The sequence below is a fragment of the Roseovarius pacificus genome, assembly GCF_900142665.1.
In the GTDB taxonomy this organism is placed as follows: Bacteria; Pseudomonadota; Alphaproteobacteria; order Rhodobacterales; family Rhodobacteraceae; genus Roseovarius; species Roseovarius pacificus.
Genome location: NZ_FRBR01000008.1, coordinates 83,500 through 106,880 on the forward strand (window position 1 = coordinate 83,500; position 23,381 = coordinate 106,880).

A 23,381-nucleotide genomic window follows, 5' to 3' on the forward strand; every position below is an offset into this window, starting at 1 on the left:
TTGTCTTACTCCGCAGCGATGGGTTCATAGATGGTCGAGGGCAGATCATACCCCCACAGCCGGAATCGCTCGGAGAAGTTCGAGCGCACACCAGTTCCCGTGAAATGACCGATGATCTTGTTGTCGGGGGTCAGGTCGACCCGCTGGTAACGAAAAATCTCTTGCATCGAGATCACTTCGCCTTCCATGCCCGTCACTTCGGTGATCGAGGTCATCCGGCGCGAGCCATCCTGCAATCGCGATGCCTGCACGATCAGATGCACCGCCGAAGCGATCTGGCTGCGCACGGCTTTGAGCGGCATTTCAATACCGGCCATTGCAACCATGTTTTCCAGACGGCTGATCGCATCGCGGGGGTTGTTGGCGTGGATCGTCGTCATCGATCCGTCGTGCCCCGTGTTCATGGCCTGAAGCATGTCAATCACTTCTTCACCACGTGTTTCCCCGACGATAATGCGGTCGGGGCGCATCCGCAGGGCGTTTTTCAGACAGTCACGCGGAGAAACCTCGCCTTTGCCTTCGACGTTGGGCGGTCGGCTCTCCATCCGTCCGACGTGAATCTGCTGCAACTGAAGTTCCGCCGTATCCTCAATTGTCAGTATGCGTTCGGAATTATCGATGAAAGACGACAGTGCGTTGAGTGTGGTTGTCTTACCCGAACCGGTTCCGCCCGAAACAATGATGTTCAGGCGGGTGGCGACGGCGGCCTGAAGATAGGCCGCCATTTCTTCGGAAAAGGCACCGAAGTTGACTAGATCGTCAATGCCCAGCTTGTCCTTTTTGAATTTACGGATCGAGACCAGACTGCCGTCCACTGCGACTGGAGGCACCATGGCATTGAAACGCGATCCATCGGCCAGGCGTGCGTCGACGTAAGGGTTCGATTCATCCACGCGCCGACCTACGGCCGACACGATCTTGTCGATAATACGCAGAAGGTGGCGTTCGTCCTTGAACGTCACATCGCTGAGTTCCAGCTTGCCCGCCCGTTCTACGAAAATCTGATGCGGACCGTTGACCAGAATATCGTTTACGGTGTCGTCCTGAAGAAGCGTTTCCAGCGGACCAAGACCACGCACCTCGTCATAGAGTTCCTGTGTCAGCGTAGTGCGGTCTTCACGGTTCAGGACGATGCTGCGTTCTTCCAGAACCTCGGAAGTGATGGAACTGATTTCGGCGCGCAGGTCGGACTCGGAGGCAGAATCGAGTGCGCCGAGATTCAGATTGTCCAGAAGCGCACGGTGAAGATCCAGCTTGATTTCGGCAAGGCGTTCTTTGCGTTTGCGTTCCTTGTCGGCCAATTGCGGTTTGGCCGGTGCCAATTGTGTTGGCTTGCGCAGCGAGGCGCTTGACGCCTCTCCGACCGGTGCCGTTTTGGGCATGGCAGGTGCTGCCGTTGCGGCCTTGGCCGCCTTAACCTTCGTGCTTTCGGGGCCAGCTTTGCTTCCGGGCGATTTTTTGTAACGTGAGAACATATGTCTTTACCTTCTCGCCTTATGCGGCTTCTGCGTCGCTTTTCCCAAGCTCATGCAGGGAGGATGCCAGTTTGGCGAATTCCTTGCGCAGCGGGTTCTTTGCTGCGGAAGAGGCCAGCGGCACACCATGATCGCCGCTTTGGGTGATCTGACGGCCCCCATCGGGAAGCTGCAATTCGATGGAAATTTCAAGACTCTCCGACAGCCGTTTGACCCGGCTTTTGCCATTCAGGTCGGTGAACTTCGGGGCGCGGTTCAGGCAGAAGCGTACCTTTTCAATGGGCAGTTCCTCGGCCCGGAGCGCCCGTTTGAACCGTAGGGTATTCTGCGCCGAACGCATGTCGAGTTCGAGTGTGGTGAAATAGATTTGGGCATTGCTCAGAACGGTTTCTGTCCACTGCACCAGTGTAGAGGGCATGTCGACAATGACGTAATCGAACTTTGCGCGTGCCTGGTCCAGCACCCGCTGCACGTCTTCGGATGAGATCATATCGAGTGGCAAGATGTCATGGGGCGCAGTCAATACCCACAGCTTGTCGTCATAGGATGTCAGGGCCTGGCGGAAAATTTCTTCATCCAGGGCGTCGGTATCGCTCCACATGTCGTAGACGACGTCACGGCGTGGCAAATCCAGATAGGTTGCTACTGTTCCGGTCTGAAGGCCGAAATCCAGAATACAAACCCTGGGACCGTCCTTCTTTTCCACATTGGCCAGTTCCCAGGCCAGGTTTACGGCCATCGTTGTGGCTCCGGTACCGCCGGCAATCGGTTGCACTGCCAGAAGGACACCATCCGCAGGAGTGTCTGTCGAAACGAACGAATTCCTGGTCACCGCGGCCTGTTGCTCGCGTTTTTTCAAACGCTCTATGGCCGCTTCCAGTTCACCTTCGGGCAGGGGATAAGGAACGAATTCATCGGCGCCCTGCCGGAGCAACTGATGCAGCGCCGCGGGGCTGACATCCTCGGCAATCAGGATGACCTTTATACCTTTTGCATTGGCCAGAGCGATGATTTCACCCAGCATCACAAGGTCGCCCTCATCAGCGTCGTCGATTGCAAGGGCAACGAACTCAAGAGACTGTGCTTCGGGTTGATTGAAAAAGGCCAATGCTTCGGCAAAGCCCAGATCGCCCCAGCTTTCTCCCAGAACTGTTTCCATATCTTCGATCAGAAGATCGAAGTTCTGTACGTCACGGCTGATCGTACAGGCCAGGATCGGGCTTGGGTCTGTCGTCGCACTACTCGTCATCTTGTCCGTTCCATTCTTTTTTCCGCGCGACCGGTCGGGTTTGGCCCGATACCTTCAGTCTTTGCTTGGTGCGCGGCTCTGCCGGGCGCTCCGGAGATGCACTTGCCACTGCGCGACATTCCCTGAAAATCTGGGCAACATTTGGGCCAAAAAATCGTAATTGTGCGATTTGAGAAGGCAAAAAGAAAACCCGCCAAAAGGCGGGTCTTTGAGTTGGCCCGACCGAAACCGGACAGGGAGATTTTTCGGCCTACGTCACTCGACGATGCCTTCGCTGCCGCCCATCGAAAGCGTTGTCTTGGGTTGTGCGCTGTTGATATATTCGCGATAGACAACACTGGCGTATTTGCCTTGCATCACAATGGGATGCGATCCCACAAACCCGCTCACCTCGGTAACGGTCCGGCGGTTCCGGCGTTCGCGCCCCTGGGTCACGATAATCGGCTGTGTTTCACCGAACGACGCGACGGCTTCGAGACGTGACCGGCTGACACCCTGAGCGATAAGATAACTTACAACCGCATTTGCCCGGCGCAGGCCCAGTTGTTTGTTGTACGCGGCAGATCCGACCGCATCGGTATGCCCGTAAACACGGAAGCGAACCTCGGGGAACTGTCGAATCCAGTTCGCCTGTTCACGCAGTGTGTCGCGTGCTCCGGCATCCAATTGCGCCGAGTTGAAGGCAAAATTGACGGTACTCAGAACCTCGTTCGAGAAACGGTTGGCCAGATCGTAGACATAGGCCTTTTCGCCAGTCATCACGAGTTGGTTGTTCATGTTCGCGTTGCCGAAATCGCCGCTGTCCACCAATGCACCGGCTTCGGAAAAGTAAGATCTGTAAACGTTGCCATCCGTGGTGCAGGCGGTCAGGGCAAGGAGCCCCGCAGTTGCCAGAAGATGTTTCATGTGCCCCTGCCTTTCCATCAGTCCATGACGTATCCGTAAGAGCCGGTGAAGTCCTGTCTTGCGACTTCGCCTGCTGTGCCGGTCGGCCTGTTTTGCTTGGCTACGCGACCATTCAGGAACAGGTCGGCTTCGGACGGCAGTTTGACCCGGTCCGTCGGGAGGGCCAGGGCCTCGCCCCGTGTCGGTGTGACGAGATGTGCGCTTACGATGATGACGAGTTCGGTTTGCGCTCGCGCGTAATCCGCACTGCGAAACAACGCGCCAAGTACAGGAACGTCGCCCAGCCAGGGTACCTGGCCGTTACTGTCGCGGAAATCGTCTTGCAGCAATCCGGCAATGGCAAAGCTCTCTCCATCGCGCAGCGCAACGGTGGTGGAGGTGTCGCGACGACGGAAGGCATCGACCGTGAAGGTGCCGGTGTTGATACCGTTCGTCGTATCGATCGACGATACGGCGGCGGCCAGTTCAAGGTTGATGATATCTTCATCCACGACACGTGGAATGAAGTTCAGTTCCACACCGAAAGGTTTGAATTCGATTGACGTGGTGTCGTTGTCCTGGGCGACCGGAATGGGATATTCGCCACCGGCAAGGAACGTGGCCTCTTGTCCGGACAGCGCGGTCAGGTTGGGTTCGGCCAGAGTGCGAACAACGCCTTTTTGTTCAAGGGCTTGCATCAGGATTCCGATTTCGACCGAACCGATATCAAAGCCGAAGAAGGCCGCGCCGGCATTGTTGCCTGCAGCTACACCCCCAGCATTCACACCGGTCGAGGGCAGATTGCTTCCTGCCAGTGCCGCACCGTTGCCACTGACGGGACTCAAGGCATCTATCGCCAGTGAGGTCGACAATTGCTTGGACACACTGCGCTGCATTTCTGCAAAACGAACCTTCAGCATGACTTGTTGTTTGCCGGAGACAACCATCAGGTTCGAAACCCGTTCCGGCGCATAGCGCTCAGCGAGCGCAAGGGCGCGATCCATGCGGGTGGCGCTGGAAACACTGCCCGAGAGGACGATACCGTCATTCGCGGTGCGTACCTCGATCTTTTCGTTGGGCAGGATCTGGTTCAGACGTTCCTTGAATTCCGAGACATCGGTCGAAACGTGAATTTCGACATTTGTGATCAGGCGCCCGGTTTCGTCCAGCAACGTCATGGTCGTGCGCCCCGGTGCCTTGCCGAGGATGTAAATCGTGCGGTCCGAGAGCGTTGAGAAGTCCGCGATCCCCGGGTTCGCAACACTGAGTTCGGCGAAGGGTGTATCGCTTTCGACAACAATGGCGCGGTTCAATGTAACGCTCAGGTCGCGGCTGGCGCCTTTGCGAACAATTTGAAGGTTTTCAGCTTGGACGGTGTTTGCAAACGGTCCAAATACAATCGCCAGCCCAAACAAGGCCGCTTTCAAGAAGCCTGCATATTTCATGTGACCTGCCTTTCCGATCACGCCCCAATTAATCGGGTCTTGACGCCCGTGTTTCGGCCACTTTGCGCCAACTCCGATTTTTTTTCAAGAATCAACGCTAGTTTCGAAAAAAACCTTTGAACCGTGGCAGACTTACCAAAGTCAAAGAAAAAGGGTGCCGCTGAGGACACCCTTTACAGATTGAATGGCACATAACCGCGATCAGTTGGTGCAGGGTATCTGGCTGATGACCACTTCACCGCCGCGGCGGGTCTTGATCGTGCATACCTCTTTCTTCGGGGCGGGGGCCTCGACCTCTTGCTTGGAAAGGCCCAGAAGGCGCCATTGGTCAACTTCGATCACGTCTGCAACGCTTTCGTCCTGGGCCCCGACCAGCGACAGTGACAAACGCCCGGTGGCTTGCGCTTGCGCCAGCGCTGCAACCTCCTGCGGTTTGGCAGCTACGGTGACGGTACGCGCGATGATGGCCTGACGTGTGTCTTCGTTGGAGACCTGATCGACGGCAATCAGTTTGACGGCGGTCTGGATCAGCTTCGTCACGTCACCGACCGAGTTCCCCTCGGTTCGCACCTGGTTGCCACGCACCTGACCGGTCCAATAGACGTCGACACGGTCGCCCGGACGAAGAAAGCCGGACACGCCGCTGGCCACGTCAACCTTGATGGCAAAGGCGCGCATGCCCGGCCCAAGCGCGGTGGAAATACCGGCGGCTTCGCCGGGTTTTGTGACTTTAGATTTCAGAACTGCCTCGTTCTTTTCCATGGCGCGGCGGACCATGCGTTTTTCCTCGTTCTTGTTGGGAAACAGCACATCCGCCTTGGTAAAGTAACCTTCGGGCAGCGAATTCTTGGGAAATTTCGCCATACGCACCATGTTCGGCTCAAGCGTTTGACCGTATTGCAGGGGCTCGTTGGCGACGATGACATCGACCGTTTCGATCTGTGGCGCACGCTGTGCGCGTTCATGGGCAAGCTGTGCCTGATAGCCCTGAATATAACTCTTGGCCATGTAAACGGCAAAGCCGGCCAGACCCAAACCTACCATAAGCACCAGTCCAAAAACCAAACGCATGGCCAGTCCTTTCTTTCTCGCTGCTCATTCACGATGCCTGTGGCATCCGGTATCCGCATTTCTAAACACTGGATTGTGGCAGAAACAGGGAAGGGCAATGATCCTTTCTGGATCGCATGGGGTACATCGCCTGAAGTGTCATAAAATGCAGATGTTGCAATCAGCGCCTGTAAAACAATGTGTTGATGTCGTCGATGATCGGATTATCTCGTGGCGAAATCGAGTTCTGTAAGCGTTGCGGATGACATGGCCGAGCCGATATTGTCACCCAGACCCTGATTTGCGGTCATAAGTGTAAAAACTGCCGCAACGCCGATGCCGACAACCGCAGTTGTCAAAACAACCCAATCGACAGTCACCGCACCGTCTTCGTCGGCCAGGAATGTTTTCTTACCTGCGCTCATGATAGTCATCTCCGGGGCTGGATGCACGAATTGTTGTGCGTTGGATTGCGTTGTTTTTACATCCCGAAATGTGACCGTTGGTATCTCAGCACGGTACAGAAAAAAACTGGCCGCAACGCGACGTTTGCGGCCAGTTCAAGACTATACGCTCCTGTCAGGAGTGTATGGTTTAGAGTTCGGGGTCGCCGCCGCCTTCGCCGCCTTCGCCGGCAGTGCCGCCTTGACCGAGCTCACCGAGGGAAACGACGGTTGCGCTGTCCAACTGCGACTCGATGCTGCCAGCGAGGCTTTCAATACCGCCTTGAACGGCAGCAACGCCGGCAATGCCCAGGCCCACGACTGCTGCGGTCAGCACGACCCAGTCAACCGTCACGGCACCGTCTTCGTCTTTCACGAACTGGTTGATAAATTTCATCATGGTAGGTCCCTCCAAAGGATCATATCTCAGGTTTCAACCGCGTCCGGGGGGGTGATGGCCGCCTCTCTCAATGGCCGTCCCCGTTGCGGTATGGGCAGATAAAGCACCTCAATTCAGGCAGGATTTAGGCGTGAATAGATCGTTTTTCGTGAACATTCGCGGTTTTGCTGTGGTGTCTCATAACTTATTGATAAATATTGTTAAGTTTAAAAATAAGAGTGTAGGTTTATACGTGTTTAGGGATTTGGCGATCAAAATCTCCAGATGAGTGTTTCTTGGAATAATACAATTCTGGATAATTCAGCAGTCTTTTGCGACAATGATCTCCATAAAAAACGAGGCAAGGCAGTTTTCAGATGCTATCCGTTCGGATTCTGACGCTTATGGCGGCGATTTTCGCGCCGGTGGCCCTGTTGGCCGACGATCCGCCACCGTTTCCCGATTTTACCTTCAAGATGGGGAAGCCCCCGAAAAGCGGGGCTGGCAAGCGTATTACCGTTCAGATCGAACCGCCCGAAGTTGCGGTGGTTGCCCCGACGATTCCTGTCGATGAACCCGCTGCACCGGCGAAGGGCGTCTATTCCTGGTTCTGGACCGGGGTATCGCCCGATATTGGCGAAAACGCTGTTGAGCGTTTGGATACTGCCTTCGCGCATCTGATCAACGGGCCGGAAAATACGCGGGTATCGCAACCTCGACTGCAAACCCTGCAAGATATTGCGCAGGCCGAAGGGCAGCGTGTACTGCGCGCGACCATCGGTACGCAGGTCTCGCCTGCGCTGGCCCTCGCGGTGATCGCTGTGGAGTCCGGGGGGCGTGAACAGGCGGTCAGCCCCAAGGGCGCGCAGGGGTTGATGCAGTTGATGCCGGATACCGCGCGTCGCTTTGGTGTGACCGACAGCCTGTCGCCGGATCAGAATATTGCGGCAGGGGTGGCCTATCTGGATTGGCTGCTGGCCGAATTCCGGGGCGATGCGGTGCTGGCCCTGGCCGGATATAACGCCGGGGAAAACGCCGTGAAGAAACATCAGGGCGTGCCGCCCTTTGCCGAAACGCGCGACTATGTGCCCAAGGTTCTGGCCGCCTACAAGGTGGCCATCGGCCTGTGCAAGACCAAGCCCCTCCTGATCACCGACGCCTGCGCGCTTAATCTTGCCATGAAATAGTTAAAACGGGCCGCCGTGGTCGGGGGCCCGTTTCTGTTCATATTTGCTGTCCAAGGTCAGACGATGGTTGCCTCGGTCGCGGCGCGCAGATCGTCCTCGGTGACGCCGGGGGCGCATTCAACGATCTTCAATCCGCCTTCGACGACATCCAGAACGCCGAGATTGGTGATGATCCGGTTGACAACACCCGTCCCCGTCAGCGGCAGGGTGCATTCCTTCAGCAGCTTGCTGTCGCCGTGCTTGTTGGTGTGATCCATCACCACGATCACACGACCGACGCCTGCAACAAGGTCCATCGCGCCGCCCATGCCCTTGACCAGCTTGCCGGGGATCATCCAGTTCGCCAGATCGCCGTTTTCCGCCACTTCCATCGCGCCGAGGATCGCCATGGCGATCTTGCCGCCCCGGATCATGCCAAAGCTGGTGGCGCTGTCGAAATAGCTGGTATGCGGCAGTTCGGTGATGGTTTGCTTGCCGGCATTGATCAGGTCGGGGTCTTCTGTGCCTTCGACGGGGAAGGGGCCCATGCCCAGCATCCCGTTTTCGGATTGCAGCGTCACATGAACGCCTTCGGGGATGAAGTTCGGCACCAGCGTCGGGATGCCGATCCCGAGGTTTACATATGTGCCGTCTTCCAGTTCCTGTGCCGCGCGGGCGGCCATTTCATTGCGGTCCCAAGCCATGGTCATGCTCCTTTTGGGGAAATTGAGGAAGGCCGGCGGGGGCTATGCCCCGCCCGAGCCGCGATCAGGCTGCGCGCGTCGTGCGTTGCTCGATGCGCTTTTCGTGTTCGCCCTGAATCAGACGATGCACGTAGATGCCGGGCAGGTGGATGTGATCGGGGTCCAACTCGCCGGGTTCGACGATCTCTTCCACTTCCATCACACAGATCTTGCCGCACATTGCCGCCGGCGGGTTGAAGTTGCGGGCGGTCTTGCGGAAGATACAGTTGCCGGTGGTATCGGCCTTCCATGCCTTGACAATCGACAGATCGGCAAAGATGCCGCGTTCGAGAATATAGGTCTCGCCGTCGAAATCCTTGTGTTCCTTGCCCTCGGCAACCTGCGTGCCGACGCCGGTCTTGGTGTAAAAGCCGGGAATGCCCGCACCGCCGGCACGCATGCGTTCGGCCAGGGTGCCCTGAGGGTTGAATTCCAGCTCCAGCTCGCCCGACAGGTACTGGCGCATGAACTCGGCGTTTTCGCCCACATAAGAGCTCATCATCTTCTTCACCTGGCGGCTTTGCAGAAGAATGCCGATGCCGAAATCGTCAACACCCGCATTGTTCGAGGCAAAGGTCAGGTCCTTGACGCCGCTGTCCTTGATGGCCTGCAACAGCAATTCAGGAATACCGCAGAGGCCAAAGCCCCCGGCGGCAATCAGCATGTCGTCGTGCAGAATACCGTCCAGCGCCTCGGCCGCCGTACCATAGACCTTGTTCATTCCATAACCCTCCTGGATAAACCGTTTGCAACGGTATGGGGTGCGGAACGGGCCAAAGTCAACGATCAGGCCCGCTCGCAAGCGTCCATAAGGATTACTACGTAGGGCTGGCCTATTTCTTGGCAGTGGCTTTCTTGCGGGTCGTGGTCTTGCGGCCTTTGCCTTTTTTCGCGGCTTTTTCGGCAATCAGCTGCACGGCCATGTCCATGGTCACGTCTTGCGGTTCGGTTCCCTTGGGCAGGGTCGCGTTGATCTTGTCCCATTTCACATAGGGGCCATAGCGCCCGTCCAAGACATTGACCGGCCCGCCGGATTCGGGGTGGTCGCCCAGTTCCTTGAGCGGTTTGGCCGTGGCGCGCCCTTGCCCGCGCGAGGCGGCTTTCTTGGCCAGTTCCTCGACCGCGCGGTTCATGCCGATGGTAAAGACGTCATCGACCTCCTTGAGGTTGGCGTAAAGACGGCCATGTTTGACATAAGGGCCATAGCGCCCGATCCCGGCCTCGATCATTTCGCCGTCATCGGGGTGCGGGCCTATTTCGCGCGGCAGGCTCAGCAACATCAACGCCTTTTCAAGGTCCATGTCATCCGGGCTCCAGCCCTTGGGCAGGCTGGCGCGCGGGGGCTTCTTGTTTTCTTCCGTGGCTTCACCGCGCTGCACATAGGGGCCGAACCGGCCCGAACGCAGGCTGATCTCATCCCCGTCATCCTCGCCAAGAATACGATCCCCCGCGTCGTTGGCATCGCCACCTATGGGCCGGGTGTAACGGCATTCGGGATAACGCGAACAGCCGACAAAGCCGCCGGTGCGCGAGGTTTTCAGGTGCAGGCTGCCTTCACCGCAGAGCGGGCAGACGCGCGGGTCGCTGCCATCTTCGCGCGGGGGATAAAGCGTGGGGGCCAGCGCATCGTCCAGAACGTCCAGCACCTCTGTGATCCGCAATTCGGAGGTTTCCGCGATCGCCGCCGAAAAATCGCGCCAGAACCGGCTGAGCACTTCCTTATAGTCCAGATTGCCCGCGCTGACGGTATCGAGCTCATCTTCGAGGTCGGCGGTGAATTCATATCCCACGTATTTGCGGAAGAAATTCAGAAGGAAAATCGTGACGATCCGCCCCTTGTCTTCGGGGATCAGGCGGTTCTTGTCCTTCCGGACATATTCACGGTCCTGGATCGTGGTGACGATGCTGGCATAGGTCGACGGCCGTCCGATGCCCAGTTCTTCCATTTTCTTGACCAGCGTCGCCTCGGTATAGCGGGGCGGGGGCTGGGTGAAATGTTGTTCGGGCGTGACGCTGCGCTTGTTGGCCTTGTCACCTTGGGAAATCTGCGGCAGGCGCTTGTCGTCGTCATCGGCCACCTGATCGTCACGGCCCTCTTCGTAGATCTTGAGAAAGCCGTCGAACAGCACGACCTGACCCGTCGCACGCAGGCCAACCTGTCCGTCGGCACTGCCGATGTCGACGGTGGTGCGTTCCATCCGTGCACCTTCCATCTGGCAGGCAAGGGTGCGTTTCCAGATCAGATCGTAGAGTTTGCGCTGATCGGCATCGGTGGTCTTGATCGCCTTGGCATCGCGCGTCATGTCGGTGGGGCGAATACACTCGTGCGCCTCCTGCGCGTTCTTCGCCTTGTTCTTGTACATGCGCGGCGACTTGGGAACATAATTCTCGCCGAACCGGTCCTTGATCGCGTCACGGGCGGCCATCACGGCTTCGGGAGCCATGTCGATCCCATCGGTCCGCATATAAGTAATGTATCCCGCCTCATACAGCCGTTGTGCGGCGCTCATCGTCTGACGGGCACCCATGCCGAACTTGCGGCTGGCCTCTTGTTGCAGGGTCGAGGTCATGAAAGGCGGGGCGGGGTTGCGCGAGGTGGGCTTGGCCTCGACCGACAGCACGCTCAGATCACGGCTTTGGATGGCCTGCACGGCCAGTTCGGCCTGCGTGCCGTTCTCGATATCGTACTTGTCCAGCTTCTTGCCGGCCAGAATTGTCAGGCGTGCCTCGAACTCCTGACCGCGGGGCGTGGCCAGCAATGCCTTGACCGACCAGTATTCGCGAGGCTTGAACGCCTCGATCTCCATCTCACGCTCGACGATCAGGCGCAGGCAGACCGATTGCACCCGGCCCGCCGATTTCGCGCCGGGCAGTTTGCGCCAGAGCACGGGTGACAGGTTGAACCCCACCAGGTAGTCGAGCGCGCGCCGTGCCAGATAGGCTTCGACCAGATCCCCGTCCACGTCGCGCGGATTTTTCATCGCCTCGGTCACGGCGGATTTCGTGATGGCGTTGAACACCACGCGGCTGACCTTGGTGTCCTTTTTTATGGCCTTGCGTTTGCGCAGGGCCTCTTCCAGGTGCCAACTGATCGCCTCGCCCTCGCGATCGGGGTCGGTGGCGAGGATCAGGGTCTGGTCGTTTTTCAGCGCGTCGGCGATGGCTTTTACGTGCTTGCGAGAGTCGTAACCGACCTCCCATTTCATGTCGAAATCGTGTTCAGGATCGACCGAGCCGTCCTTGGCCGGCAGGTCGCGGACATGTCCATAGGACGCCAGAACCGTATAGTCGGACCCCAAATATTTGTTGATAGTCTTGGCCTTAGCCGGGGATTCGACAACGACGACGGGCATGGAAACTCCTTTCGACTCGGGACGAGACTTATGGCGGCGGACCATGTGGGGTGGCAAGGGGAATTGTCAATGTCACCTGATCAAGGGAGCGATGGACATTGTGCCGCGCGCCCTCGGAGACGGGGGAGATTGGTCCGGAGAGCAGAAATGGAGTGCAGGTATGGGGTGGTCAGGCCAGCGACAGCAAACCGCCGGGCTGCCGCCGGATGCGGCCATCCAGTTCGAGGTCGGTCAAAACCGGGGTTACCGCATTGGCTGGGGCTTGAAGGTCGCGGATCAGTTGATCCTCGGCCAGCGGTGAGGGGCCGAGACGGTCCAGAATCTGGCTGTGCAGGGCTGCGGTTTCGCGCAGGCTGCGTTTGTTGGGTGCAGGAGCGTCCGTTGGCCGCAGCGGCATTTCCTGTTGTATTTCAGGGGCCTCTTGTGTGGCTTTGCGATCCGGCAACGCTTCGACTACATCCTCGGCCTTGCGCACCAGCGTGGCTCCGTCGCGGATCAGCATGTTGCATCCGGCGGCGCGGGCATCGAAAGGGTGGCCGGGAACGGCCAGAACCTCGCGCCCCTGATCAAGCGCGGTGCGTGCTGTGATGAGAGAGCCGGATTTTGCGGCGGCCTCGACCACGATGACGGCTTGTGAAAGGCCGCTTATGAGTCTGTTTCGGCGGGGAAAATGGCGTGCCTGCGGGACCGTTCCCATGGGCTGCTCGGACAGACGGAGCCCGGTTTTGGCGATGTCATCGGCCAGACGGGTATTTTCCGCCGGGTACATCACGTCCACTCCACCGGCCATGACAGCAATGGTGCCGCTGTCCAGCGTGGCGGAATGGGCCGCGGTATCTATACCGCGGGCCAGCCCCGATACGATTACATGGCCATGCCCGGCCAGATCGGCGGCGAGACCCTTGGCCATGCGCAAGCCAAGCGACGAGGCATTGCGCGCGCCCACGAGGGCGACCAACGGGCGGGTGAGAACCGACAGATCGCCGATAGCCCAAAGGATGGGCGGAGCATCGGAAATCTGTTGCAGATCAGTGGGGTAGGTATCGCTTCCGACACAGATCATGTGTGCGCCACAGGCGCGGGCGGCTTTCAGTTCGGCATGTGCCATACCTTCGGGGCAGGGGCTGTAATTCTCGACCCCGGCGGCGCGTGCGACCTCTGGCAGCGCGTCGAGTGCGGCGCGGGCCGATCCGTGTTCGCCCATCAGCCGGTAGAAGGTGGAGGGGCCAACCCGGTGTGAGCGCAACAGGCGAAGCCACGATATCCGATCATCTTCCGTGGTGGGTGGGAGTGGGGGGTGAGTGGAAGGATGTGTATCCTCGGACATCGTGACCTCGCCGTGCTGCACGATCACTATCGGGTTGGGTGGTTAACGCTGGGTAAACCCGCGATGGGTGAGTCGGGTGTTTTTGGAGAAATTCACGTAAATTATTGATTTATAATATTAATTATTTTTCTCTCGGTTTTCGGGAGGTGTCGGTATTGCATCGGTATCACGTCGGTATCGCGTCAGTGCCGATGTCGGTCACGACACCGGACCGGTGAGTCGTGACCCGAGCGCGCGATGGGGTTACGAAATGGGAAGGGCCTGAGCGGCAGGCTGATCCGTTTGGGGGGACATCATGACTGACCAGATGGCCGGAGCTCCGAAGGATGCGTGACGCATTCGTCCGCTCATTACCGGCAGGTAAATTTGTGCGGAGGCCCGCCTTGTCACGACCCCCTGTTTTGGGTGCGCGCATACATCCCGGCGATCATTCGACTTGCGGTTTTCTCGAACAGAACGTGCGCCGTGCGGGATATGCCGGAAATTCAGGGCGTCTGGAGAACCAGCGGTGAGCTTGACTATCTCCTGAAGGCGCGGGTCGCGAGCGTTCGGGAGTATGACGCGTTTTATCAGCGGCTCATTCGCAAGGTGGGGGTTGCTGACATATCGGCGAGTTTCGTCATGGAAGAGATAAAGGATACGACAGAACTGCCCCTCGATCACATTTGAGGGCCGTTTGGTCTCTGGGCTTCTCTTCCTCTCGGCGTGGTGAGAGGAGGAAAAGCCCTGCTGTGATCAAGCCGTGTTTCCGGGGGCTTTCGTTACCCCGCCGCCGAGCCGCCCACCGTCAGCCCACCGATCATCACCGTGGGCTGGCCCACGCCAACCGGCACCCATTGGCCCGCCTTGCCGCAATTGCCCATGCCGGGATCGAGCGCCATGTCGTTGCCGAGCGCGCGGATCTGTTGCAGCGCGGTGGCCCCGTCGCCGATCAGCGTGGCGCCCTTGACCGGTGCGCCGACCTTGCCGTTTTGCACGCGATAGGCCTCGGTGCAGGAAAACACGAACTTGCCGTTGGTGATGTCCACCTGTCCGCCTCCAAAGCCCACGGCATAAATCCCGTCCTTCAGGTCGGCCACGATGTCGGCAGGATCGGCATCGCCGCCCAGCATGTAGGTATTTGTCATGCGGGGCATCGGCGCATGGGCATAGCTTTCGCGGCGTCCGTTGCCGGTCGGGTCGACGCCCATCAGGCGGGCGTTCTGGCGATCCTGCATATAGCCGACAAGGATGCCGTCCTCGATCAGGACGTTCTTGCCGCTTGGCGTGCCTTCGTCATCCACGGTGATCGACCCGCGCCGGTCGGGGATGGTGCCGTCGTCCAACACGGTCACGCCGGGGGCAGCGATGCGTTGGCCCATCAGCCCGGCAAAGGCGGAACTGCCCTTGCGGTTGAAATCGCCTTCCAGCCCGTGGCCGATGGCCTCGTGCAGCAGGATACCGGGCCAGCCGGGGCCAAGCACCACATCCATCACACCCGCCGGGGCCGGTTCGGCCCGCAGATTGACCAGTGCGATGCGCAGCGCCTCGTGCGCCTTGGCCTGCCAGTCGGCGGGGTCGATCAGACCATCCAGCCCGATCCGCCCGCCGCCGCCAGCGGTGCCGGACTCGCGCCGCCCGTCCTGATCGACGATGACCGATACGTTCAGCCGTGTCATGGGGCGCGAGTCGGAGGCCTCGGTGCCATCGGGGCGCAGAATCACCACCTCCTGATGCGAGGCGGCCAGCGTGGCCGTGACCTGCACCACGCGGGGGTCGAGGCTGCGGGCGAACTCGTCGATCTCGCGCAGGGTTTCCAGCTTGACCGGGAAGCCCGCCCCGGCGATGGGATCGGCATCCGTATACAGGTGCCGGTTGGTGCGTGGTGGGGGCGGGGCCATCGTGCCGCCACCGTCGCCCACGGCCAGGCGTGCGGTTTCAACCGCGCGGGTCAGCGCGGGTTCGGAGATTTCCGAGGAATGGGCATAGCCCGACACCTCGCCGCGCACGGCGCGCAGGCCGAACCCCTGCGCCGCATCGAACGAGGCGGTCTTGACCCGGCCATCGTCGAACACCAGCGCCTCGGACTGGCGGCGTTCGAGAAACAGTTCGCCGTCATCTGCGCCTGCGGTCGCCTCGGACAGGCGTCGCAGGGCGGCGTCGCGGTCGAGCATCGTTTCGAACGGGCGAAAGGCGGCGGTGTCGGTCATAAAGGGGCGTCCTTGTTAGGGGTGCGACACGGAATTTTGATCTAAATCAAAAAAAGCGTCCGTTTGCCGCAGTGTCTTTCTTGTCTGGGTGCTCAGAATATGGTTTCTACCTGCGATGAAACAACGGGATTCCGCCGTATGCGGGGAATTTCGTGTCCAAAACAGATACCGCTTCAACCGATCAGGGTGTAAAATGCGACTTCTTTCCAGCCTTCTGGCCGTACTGGCCGCCTTTTCTGCCCTCCCTGCGCGCGCGCAGGAGGGGCTTGAGATCATCGGCCGGCCCGAGCAGGGCGGCATCGGGTTCCAGCCGGCAGCGACCGAGTTGGCCCGCGACCTTCAGTGGCTGGACGGCATGATCCTCGTGATCATCACGGCGATCGTCATTTTCGTCTGTGCCCTGCTGTTGATCGTGATCGTTCGCTACAACAGGAAGTCGAACCCGGAATCGGCCAGCTTCACCCACAACCAGCCGCTGGAAGTGGCGTGGACAATCGTTCCGATCGTGATCCTGGTGTTCATCGGTGCGTTCTCGCTGCCGGTTCTGTTCAAGCAGCAGGAAATCCCCGAGGGCGACATCAACATCAAGGTGACCGGCTATCAGTGGTACTGGGGCTATGAATACACCGATCACGAATTCGCCTTCGACAGCTTCCTGCTGGCGCGCGACGAACTTGAGGAATACGGCTACGGCCAGGATGAATACCTGCTGGCGACCAACACCGCTGTTGTCGTGCCGGTGGACAAGACCGTGGTCATGCAGGTTACCGGCGCGGACGTGATCCACAGCTGGACGATCCCCGCCTTCGGCGTGAAGCAGGACGCGGTGCCGGGCCGTCTGGCCGAACTGTGGTTCAAGGCCGAGAAAGAAGGCGTTTATTTCGGTCAGTGCAGTGAACTGTGCGGCAAGGACCACGCCTATATGCCGATCACGGTCAAAGTCGTCAGCCAGGAAGAATACGATCTCTGGCTGCAAGGCGCGATCGAGGAATACGCCGGTACGCCGCAAAGCGTGCAGGTGGCCTCGGCCAACTGATTTGACGCGGGTGCGCTGCGGCGCGCCCGCCTGCCGCCTCCGCGATGACCCCATCGCGGCGTTTCGGCCCCTACGGAGAACATGATGAGCGACGCAAGCCTGAATACAGCCAGCACGCAGCAAGGCGACGCCGAGTTCGGCGATTATTTTGCCCTGCTCAAGCCGCGCGTGATGACGCTGGTCGTGTTTACCGCTTTTGTCGGCCTTCTGGCCGCCCCGGTGGGGGTGCATCCGCTTGTGGGCTTTGCGGCGATCCTGTTCATCGCCGTGGGCGGCGGCGCCTCGGGCGCGCTGAACATGTGGTGGGATGCGGATATCGACCGGGTGATGAAGCGCACCCGCAAACGCCCCATCCCCGCCGGCAAGGTCAGCGAGGACGAGGCGTTTGCCTTTGGCATCACGCTGGCCGGCTTTGCCGTTGTCATGCTGGGGCTGGCGACGAACCTGCTGGCCGCGGGTCTGCTGGCCTTCACGATCTTCTTTTACGTCGTGATCTATTCGATGTGGCTCAAGCGGTGGACGCCGCAGAATATCGTGATCGGCGGTGCCGCCGGGGCGTTTCCGCCGATGATCGGCTGGGCCGCCGCGACTGGAACGATCAGTATCGAATCGATCCTCATGTTCGCCCTGATCTTCATGTGGACGCCACCGCATTTCTGGGCTTTGGCGCTGTTCATGCGCTCGGATTATGACGAGGCGGGCGTGCCGATGCTGACGGTCACGCATGGCCGTCGCGCGACCCGTATTCATATTCTTGTTTACACCCTGCTGCTGGCCGGTCTGGCCATCGCCACGGCGTTCACCTCGGTCGGCGGGCCAATCTATCTGACGGTGGCCATTGTCCTGAACGCGGCGTTCCTGATCGGCGCGCTGCGCATCTGGCGGCGTGACGAAGGTATGGCCGAGGATGACAACTATGCGGTGGAAAAGAAATTTTTCCGCCTGTCGCTTTACTACCTGTTCGCCCATTTCGTGGCTATCGCGCTCGAGGCGTCGCTGGTGCCCTTCGGGCTGGGAGGCTGGTGAGCATGAGCTTTCGCGATCAGCATGACCTGCACAAGCGCCGCTTCAGCCGCAATCTGGGCCTTGGTCTGGTACTGGCCGCGTTCGTGGCACTGGTGTTCGGCCTGACGGTGGTCAAGGTCGGTGTCGAAGGCTTTGCCATGAAGCCGCAAAACGAGGTGCAGGACTGATGGCAATGGACGCGAATTCCAAAGTGGTGGTGCGCCTGGTGGGCGTCGTGCTGCTTATGGGCGGCCTCGCCTGGGCGTCGGTACCCTTGTATGACTGGTTCTGCCGGGTCACCGGGTTCGGCGGCGAAACCAGCGTGGCAACCGCCGGATCGGACGAAATTCTGGATAAAACCATCAAGATCCGTTTCGACGCCAGCAAGGCACGCGGCTTTCCCTGGACGTTCAAGCCCATGCAGCGCGAGATGGAGTTGAAGATCGGCGAAACCGGACTGGCCTTCTACGAGGCCTACAACCCGACAGACCACCCGATTGCGGGGCAGTCCAGTTATAACGTGACCCCGTTCGAGGCGGGCGGATTTTTCACCAAGATCGACTGCTTCTGCTTTACCGAGCAAATCCTGCAACCCGGTGAGCGGGTCGAGATGCCGGTCACATTCTATGTCGACCCCGAGATCGTCACCGACAGGGACGCCAAATACGTTCACACGATCACGCTGTCCTATACATTCTACGAAATCGACATGCCCGAGGAAGAGCAGGCCGCTCTTGATCGGGGCGATGAAACCGATAACACTCTGAACTGAGCCTTCCACGAGGGATAAAGACCAAGATGGCACACGAAAAGAACCACGATTATCACATTCTGAACCCCTCAATCTGGCCGCTGCTCGGCGCATTGGCGGCGTTCGTCATGCTGTTTGGCGCGGTGCTGATGATTTCGCCGCAAGCGGAAAGCAATCAGCCCTGGGTGTTCCTGATCGGCCTTGTCGGCGTGCTCTATGTCATGTTCGGCTGGTGGTCGGACACCGTGGCCGAAAATCAGGCGGGCGATCACACCCCGGTTGTCCGCATCGGCCTGCGCTATGGCTTCATAATGTTCATCATGTCCGAGGTGATGTTCTTTGCCGCGTGGTTCTGGAGCTTCTTCAAGCACGCCATGTACCCGATGGGGCCGGAAAGCCCTGCGGTGGACGGGCAGTGGCCTCCTGCGGGGATCGAAACCTTCGACCCGTGGCACCTGCCGCTGATCAACACGCTGATCCTGCTGTGTTCGGGCGCGGCGGCGACATGGGCACACCACGCTTTGGTGCATGAAAACAACCGCAAGGACATGAAGACCGGCCTGACGATCGCCATTGCACTGGGCGCATTGTTCACCCTGTTTCAGGTCTACGAATACAGCCACGCGGCGTTCGGGTTCTCGGGCAATATCTATGGCGCGAACTTCTTCATGGCCACGGGTTTCCACGGGGCGCATGTGGTCATCGGGACGATCTTCCTGTTCGTCTGCCTGATGCGCGTGATGCGCGGTCACTTCACCCCGGAAAACCACATCGGGTTCGAGGCGGCGGCATGGTACTGGCACTTCGTCGACGTGGTCTGGCTGTTCCTGTTTGCCGCAGTTTACATCTGGGGCGGCTGAACGTGGGTTGAAAACCCGGCCACAAAACGCAAGAAAGCAAAGCGCGCGGGTTTCGCGCGCTTTTCCTTTTGAACGGAGCCCGACTTGGCACGCTATATCGTTCCCCTGATCTTCGGCATTGCCGGCATCGCGGTGCTGGTGGGGCTGGGCGTCTGGCAGATGCAGCGGCTGGCGTGGAAAGAGGGCATCCTGGCCGATATCGAGGCGCGCATCGCCGCCGATCCCGTGGAACTGCCTGCTGCACCCGATCCCGAGGGGGATCGTTACCTGCCGGTGCAGGTGACGGGGCAGGTGGGCGATCAGGCCCTGCGTGTGCTGGTCAGCCAGAAACAGGTCGGTGCGGGCTATCGGGTGATTTCGGCGCTGGACATGGGGGAACGGCGTATTCTGCTGGATCGCGGCTTCGTCAAGGTGGGCCGCGATATTCCCGCCCCGCCACAGGGCGAGGTGACGGTTACGGGCAACCTGCACTGGCCGGACGACCGTAACAGTTCGACCCCCGACAATGACGTGGCGGACAATACGTGGTTCGCCCGAGATCTGGATCAGATGGCCGGGGTGCTGGATACCGAGCCGCTGTTGGTCGTCGCGCGCGAAACATCGTTTTCCGACGATCCGTTGACTCCGCTGCCTGTGGACACCAGCCACATCGCGAACGATCATCTGGAATATGCGATCACATGGTTTTCGCTGGCCGCGGTCTGGGCGGTGATGACCGGTTATTTTCTCTGGCGGATGCGCCAGTCAGCCAAAGGCGAAGGCACATGAAATATATCTCGACCCGCGGGCAGGCGCCCGTTCTCAGCTTTGAAGAGACGATGCTGACCGGGCTTGCGCGCGATGGCGGGCTGTACCTGCCCGAAAGCATTCCGCAGATGAGCGCGGGCGACATCGCCGCGCTCGAGGGGCTGAGCTATGAAGAAGTGGCGTTTCGCGTGATGCGCCCGTTCATCGGCGATGCCTTCACCGATGAAGAGTTCCAGGACATCATCGCGCGCGCCTATGCCGGGTTCGGCCATGCCGCCCGCGCGCCGCTGGTGCAACTGGACAGCGGGCATTTCCTGTTGGAACTGTTCCACGGCCCGACACTGGCGTTCAAGGATTTCGCCATGCAACTGATCGGCCAGTTGTTCGAGGCCGCGCTCAAACGCAACGGTCAGCGGGTGTGCATCGTCGGCGCGACGAGCGGCGATACCGGCAGCGCCGCCATCGAGGCGTTCCGGGGGCTGGATGCGGTGGATGTGTTCATCCTGTTTCCGCATGGCCGCGTCTCCGAAGTGCAGCGTCGCCAGATGACCACCCCGACCGAGGACAACGTGCATGCACTGGCGATGGACGGGCATTTCGACGATTGCCAGGCCCGCGTGAAGGACATGTTCAACGATTTCGCCTTCCGCGATGCGGTGGGGTTGGCAGGTGTCAACTCGATCAACTGGGCGCGGGTGCTGGCGCAGGTGGTCTATTACTTCACCTCGGCGGTCAGCCTTGGCGCACCGCAGCGCAAGGTCAGCTTTACCGTGCCGACCGGCAATTTCGGCGACATTTTCGCCGGTTACATCGCCAAGCGGATGGGCCTGCCCATCGACCGGCTGGTGGTGGCCACCAATCAGAACGATATTCTGCACCGCTGCCTGACGAGCAGCGAATACAAACCCGATGGCGTGATCCCCTCGATCAGCCCGTCGATGGACATTCAGGTCAGTTCCAATTTCGAACGCGCGCTTTATTACGCCTACGGGCAGGACGGCAACGCCGTGGCGCAACTGATGGACGAGCTGAAGGCGGGCGGGTTCAGTGTCAGCCAGGGGGCCTTGCAGGCGCTGCGCGAGACCTTCGACAGCGGTCGCTGCGACGAGGACGAAACCCGCGCCACCATCCGCGATACATGGGCCGCCTCGGGCGAGTTGCTGTGCCCGCACAGCGCCGTGGGCGTCAAGGTTGCGAACGAGGCGCGCGTTCCCGGCACCCCGATGATCACGCTGGCCACCGCCCATCCGGCCAAGTTCCCCGCGGCGGTGGAAGAGGCCAGCAATGTGCATCCCCCCTTGCCCGAACGCATGTCGGACCTGTATGAGCGGTCGGAACGCGTCAGCCGAGTCGATAACGATCTGGGCGCGATTGAAGCACTCATAAAGGAACGGACCGGGCATTGACCGTCAATCTGACTACGCTCGACAACGGGTTTCGCATCGTGACCGAGGCCATGCCGGGCCTGCAATCCGCAGCCATCGGTATCTGGGTCAACGCAGGGGCACGGCACGAACGCGCCGCGCAGAACGGCATCGCGCATTTCCTTGAACACATGGCGTTCAAGGGCACCAGGACACGCAGCGCATTGGCCATCGCCGAGGCGATCGAGGATGTGGGCGGCTATATCAACGCCTACACCTCGCGCGAGGTGACGGCCTATTACGCGCGGGTCTTGAAGGATGACGTGCCGCTGGCGCTGGACGTGGTCGCGGACATCCTGCGCAATCCGCTGTTCGAGGGCCGCGAGATCGAGATCGAGCGCGGCGTGATCCTGCAAGAGATCGGTCAGGCGCTGGATACGCCGGATGACATCATTTTCGACTGGCTGCAGGAAAAGGCCTATCCCGATCATCCGCTGGGGCGCACCATTCTCGGTCCCGAAGAACGTGTGGGGGCATTTTCCCGCGATGATCTTGTGGCCTTCGTCGATGAACATTACGGCCCCGGCCAGATGGTTCTGGCTGCGGCGGGGGCCGTGGATCACGGTGCGCTGGTCAAGGCCGCCGAGCGGCTGTTCGGAGATATGGCCCCCAAGGCGCCCTATACCCCCGATATCGCGCGCTTTGCCGGGGGGGAAAGCCGCCGGGTGAAGGAACTGGAACAGGCACATTTCGCGCTGGCCTTCGAAAGCCCCGAATACAGCCATCCCGATATCTACGCCGCGCAAATCTATGCCTCGGCGCTTGGCGGCTCGATGTCGTCCCGTCTGTTTCAGGAAATCCGCGAAAAGCGCGGCCTGTGCTATACGATCTTTTCGCAGGTCGGGGCCTATGCCGATACGGGCATGATGACGATCTATGCCGGCACCTCCGCCGGTGAAATGGCCAATCTGGCGCAGATCACGCTGGACGAAATGAAACGTGCGGCGGGCGATTTCCGCGTGGACGAGATCGAGCGCGCCCGCGCGCAGATGAAGGCCGGGCTGATGATGGGGCTGGAAAGCCCGTCGAACCGGGCCGAGCGATTGGCGCGCATGTTGCAGATATGGAACCGCGTGCCGCCACTGGACGAGGTGGTCGAAAGGATCGATGCGGTAACCCTTGGCGATGTCCGGCGTCTGGCCGAAACGACGATCAGCACCGCACCGGCGGCGATGGCCCTTTATGGCCCGGTCGAGGCCGCACCCACCCTTGCGGCGTTACAGGACAGGCGCGCCGCCTGATGTTCCTGCCGCGCCGGAAAGTTCGGATCGAAACCGAACGCCTGACCCTGCGCCAGCCCCTGCTGAACGATCACCGCGAATGGGCGACCCTGCGCAAGGAAAGCGCCGATTTCCTGATCCCGTGGGAGCCGACATGGGCGGATGATCATCTGGCGCGCAAGGGATTTTCCAATCGGGTTTACTGGGCGCAGCGGTCGATCTCTCAGGGCACGGCGTTGCCACTGTTCCTGATCCGCCGGACGGATAACGTATTGCTGGGGGCGATCACGCTCGACAATATCCGGCGCGGCCCGGCTCAGGCGGGCACCTTGGGCTACTGGATCGGCGAGCCCCATGCCCGGCAGGGATACATGCGTGAAGCGATCCTCGGTGTTGTTCATCACGCCTTTGAACGCCTTGATCTGAGCCGGATCGAAGCCGCCTGCCTGCCCGAAAACCATGCCTCGCGCGGTTTGCTGGAGAAATCCGGCTTCAAGTACGAAGGCGTCGCGCAAAGCTATTTGCAGATCAATGGCCGCTGGCGCACTCATGTGCTCTATGCCGCGTTGCGCATGGACAGGCGCGGGCGCACCGGCGTCGGCTGACCCGCCCTTTACATGTTGGCGGTTGACCG

23 protein-coding genes are annotated in these 23,381 nt (G+C 60.0%); 11 read left to right on the forward strand and 12 right to left on the reverse strand.

The window, feature by feature from the left end; all coding sequences use genetic code 11:
- Positions 1-5: 5 nt before the first annotated feature.
- From BUB53_RS13935 to BUB53_RS13965, 7 genes are all read right to left on the reverse strand, one after another.
- Positions 6-1,475, reverse strand: a complete 1,470-nt coding sequence (locus tag BUB53_RS13935; RefSeq protein ID WP_073035385.1) for a CpaF family protein — start codon at positions 1,473-1,475, stop codon at positions 6-8.
- Between the two features lie 19 nt (positions 1,476-1,494).
- Positions 1,495-2,724: an AAA family ATPase gene (locus BUB53_RS13940; protein ID WP_073035386.1), complete on the reverse strand. Its 1,230-nt coding sequence runs from the start codon at positions 2,722-2,724 to the stop codon at positions 1,495-1,497.
- A gap of 255 nt (positions 2,725-2,979) precedes the next feature.
- Positions 2,980-3,630 carry an OmpA family protein gene (locus BUB53_RS13945; protein ID WP_084729151.1) on the reverse strand — a complete coding sequence of 217 codons (651 nt, stop codon included), beginning with the start codon at positions 3,628-3,630 and terminating at the stop codon, positions 2,980-2,982.
- A 17-nt stretch (positions 3,631-3,647) separates the two neighbouring features.
- Entirely contained in the window at positions 3,648-5,054 is a 1,407-nt protein-coding gene (locus tag BUB53_RS13950; protein WP_073035387.1) for a type II and III secretion system protein family protein, read from the reverse strand.
- Positions 5,055-5,255: 201 nt separating this feature from the next.
- Positions 5,256-6,125, reverse strand: coding sequence for a Flp pilus assembly protein CpaB (cpaB, locus tag BUB53_RS13955; protein WP_073035388.1), 870 nt, complete (start codon positions 6,123-6,125; stop codon positions 5,256-5,258).
- Between the two features lie 203 nt (positions 6,126-6,328).
- Positions 6,329-6,529 (reverse strand): Flp family type IVb pilin, encoded by a 201-nt coding sequence (locus BUB53_RS13960; RefSeq protein ID WP_073035389.1) that lies wholly within the window; start codon positions 6,527-6,529, stop codon positions 6,329-6,331.
- Between the two features lie 169 nt (positions 6,530-6,698).
- Entirely contained in the window at positions 6,699-6,947 is a 249-nt protein-coding gene (locus BUB53_RS13965; RefSeq protein ID WP_073035390.1) for a Flp family type IVb pilin, read from the reverse strand.
- Between the two features lie 356 nt (positions 6,948-7,303).
- On the opposite strand from BUB53_RS13965, the gene BUB53_RS13970 reads away from it, so the two are divergent.
- On the forward strand, positions 7,304-8,113 hold the full coding sequence (locus BUB53_RS13970) for a lytic transglycosylase domain-containing protein (protein ID WP_073035391.1): 810 nt from the start codon (positions 7,304-7,306) through the stop codon (positions 8,111-8,113).
- A 56-nt stretch (positions 8,114-8,169) separates the two neighbouring features.
- On the opposite strand, the gene BUB53_RS13975 is transcribed toward BUB53_RS13970, so the two are convergent.
- The 4 genes from BUB53_RS13975 to dprA form a co-directional block, all read right to left on the reverse strand.
- Entirely contained in the window at positions 8,170-8,796 is a 627-nt protein-coding gene (locus BUB53_RS13975) for a CoA transferase subunit B (RefSeq protein ID WP_073035465.1), read from the reverse strand.
- Between the two features lie 64 nt (positions 8,797-8,860).
- Positions 8,861-9,556 (reverse strand): CoA transferase subunit A, encoded by a 696-nt coding sequence (locus tag BUB53_RS13980; RefSeq protein ID WP_073035392.1) that lies wholly within the window; start codon positions 9,554-9,556, stop codon positions 8,861-8,863.
- Between the two features lie 112 nt (positions 9,557-9,668).
- On the reverse strand, positions 9,669-12,188 hold the full coding sequence (topA, locus tag BUB53_RS13985) for a type I DNA topoisomerase (protein ID WP_073035393.1): 2,520 nt from the start codon (positions 12,186-12,188) through the stop codon (positions 9,669-9,671).
- A 169-nt stretch (positions 12,189-12,357) separates the two neighbouring features.
- Positions 12,358-13,515 carry a DNA-processing protein DprA gene (gene dprA, locus BUB53_RS13990; RefSeq protein WP_073035394.1) on the reverse strand — a complete coding sequence of 386 codons (1,158 nt, stop codon included), beginning with the start codon at positions 13,513-13,515 and terminating at the stop codon, positions 12,358-12,360.
- Between the two features lie 474 nt (positions 13,516-13,989).
- Between dprA and BUB53_RS13995 the strand changes: the two genes are divergently transcribed.
- Complete coding sequence (locus tag BUB53_RS13995; RefSeq protein ID WP_073035395.1) at positions 13,990-14,184, forward strand: Lrp/AsnC ligand binding domain-containing protein; 195 nt, start codon at positions 13,990-13,992, stop codon at positions 14,182-14,184.
- A 92-nt stretch (positions 14,185-14,276) separates the two neighbouring features.
- On the opposite strand, the gene tldD is transcribed toward BUB53_RS13995, so the two are convergent.
- Complete coding sequence (gene tldD / locus BUB53_RS14000; RefSeq protein ID WP_073035396.1) at positions 14,277-15,704, reverse strand: metalloprotease TldD; 1,428 nt, start codon at positions 15,702-15,704, stop codon at positions 14,277-14,279.
- A 193-nt stretch (positions 15,705-15,897) separates the two neighbouring features.
- Here tldD and coxB point away from each other — a divergent pair, with 193 nt between their 5' ends.
- The 9 genes from coxB to BUB53_RS14040 all read left to right on the forward strand — a co-directional run bounded on the left by coxB (position 15,898) and on the right by BUB53_RS14040 (position 23,352).
- Positions 15,898-16,740: a cytochrome c oxidase subunit II gene (gene coxB, locus BUB53_RS14005; protein WP_073035397.1), complete on the forward strand. Its 843-nt coding sequence runs from the start codon at positions 15,898-15,900 to the stop codon at positions 16,738-16,740.
- 84 nt (positions 16,741-16,824) lie between these two features.
- On the forward strand, positions 16,825-17,766 hold the full coding sequence (gene cyoE / locus BUB53_RS14010) for a heme o synthase (protein WP_073035398.1): 942 nt from the start codon (positions 16,825-16,827) through the stop codon (positions 17,764-17,766).
- Positions 17,767-17,768: 2 nt separating this feature from the next.
- Positions 17,769-17,933, forward strand: coding sequence for a hypothetical protein (locus tag BUB53_RS22990; RefSeq protein ID WP_188745005.1), 165 nt, complete (start codon positions 17,769-17,771; stop codon positions 17,931-17,933).
- Entirely contained in the window at positions 17,933-18,517 is a 585-nt protein-coding gene (locus BUB53_RS14015) for a cytochrome c oxidase assembly protein (protein ID WP_073035399.1), read from the forward strand. Before BUB53_RS22990 ends, BUB53_RS14015 begins: the two co-directional genes overlap by 1 nt.
- 26 nt (positions 18,518-18,543) lie before the next feature.
- Positions 18,544-19,356, forward strand: coding sequence for a cytochrome c oxidase subunit 3 (locus tag BUB53_RS14020; RefSeq protein ID WP_073035400.1), 813 nt, complete (start codon positions 18,544-18,546; stop codon positions 19,354-19,356).
- 84 nt (positions 19,357-19,440) lie between these two features.
- Positions 19,441-20,124, forward strand: a complete 684-nt coding sequence (locus tag BUB53_RS14025; RefSeq protein ID WP_073035401.1) for an SURF1 family protein — start codon at positions 19,441-19,443, stop codon at positions 20,122-20,124.
- Positions 20,121-21,509, forward strand: a complete 1,389-nt coding sequence (thrC, locus tag BUB53_RS14030; RefSeq protein ID WP_073035402.1) for a threonine synthase — start codon at positions 20,121-20,123, stop codon at positions 21,507-21,509. Before BUB53_RS14025 ends, thrC begins: the two co-directional genes overlap by 4 nt.
- The gene (locus BUB53_RS14035) at positions 21,506-22,768 is read left to right on the forward strand and encodes a M16 family metallopeptidase (protein ID WP_073035403.1); all 1,263 of its coding nucleotides are present in this window, start codon (positions 21,506-21,508) and stop codon (positions 22,766-22,768) included. The genes thrC and BUB53_RS14035 overlap by 4 nt, the downstream gene beginning before the upstream one ends.
- Entirely contained in the window at positions 22,768-23,352 is a 585-nt protein-coding gene (locus BUB53_RS14040) for a GNAT family N-acetyltransferase (RefSeq protein ID WP_188745006.1), read from the forward strand. Before BUB53_RS14035 ends, BUB53_RS14040 begins: the two co-directional genes overlap by 1 nt.
- Positions 23,353-23,381 lie beyond the last annotated feature (29 nt).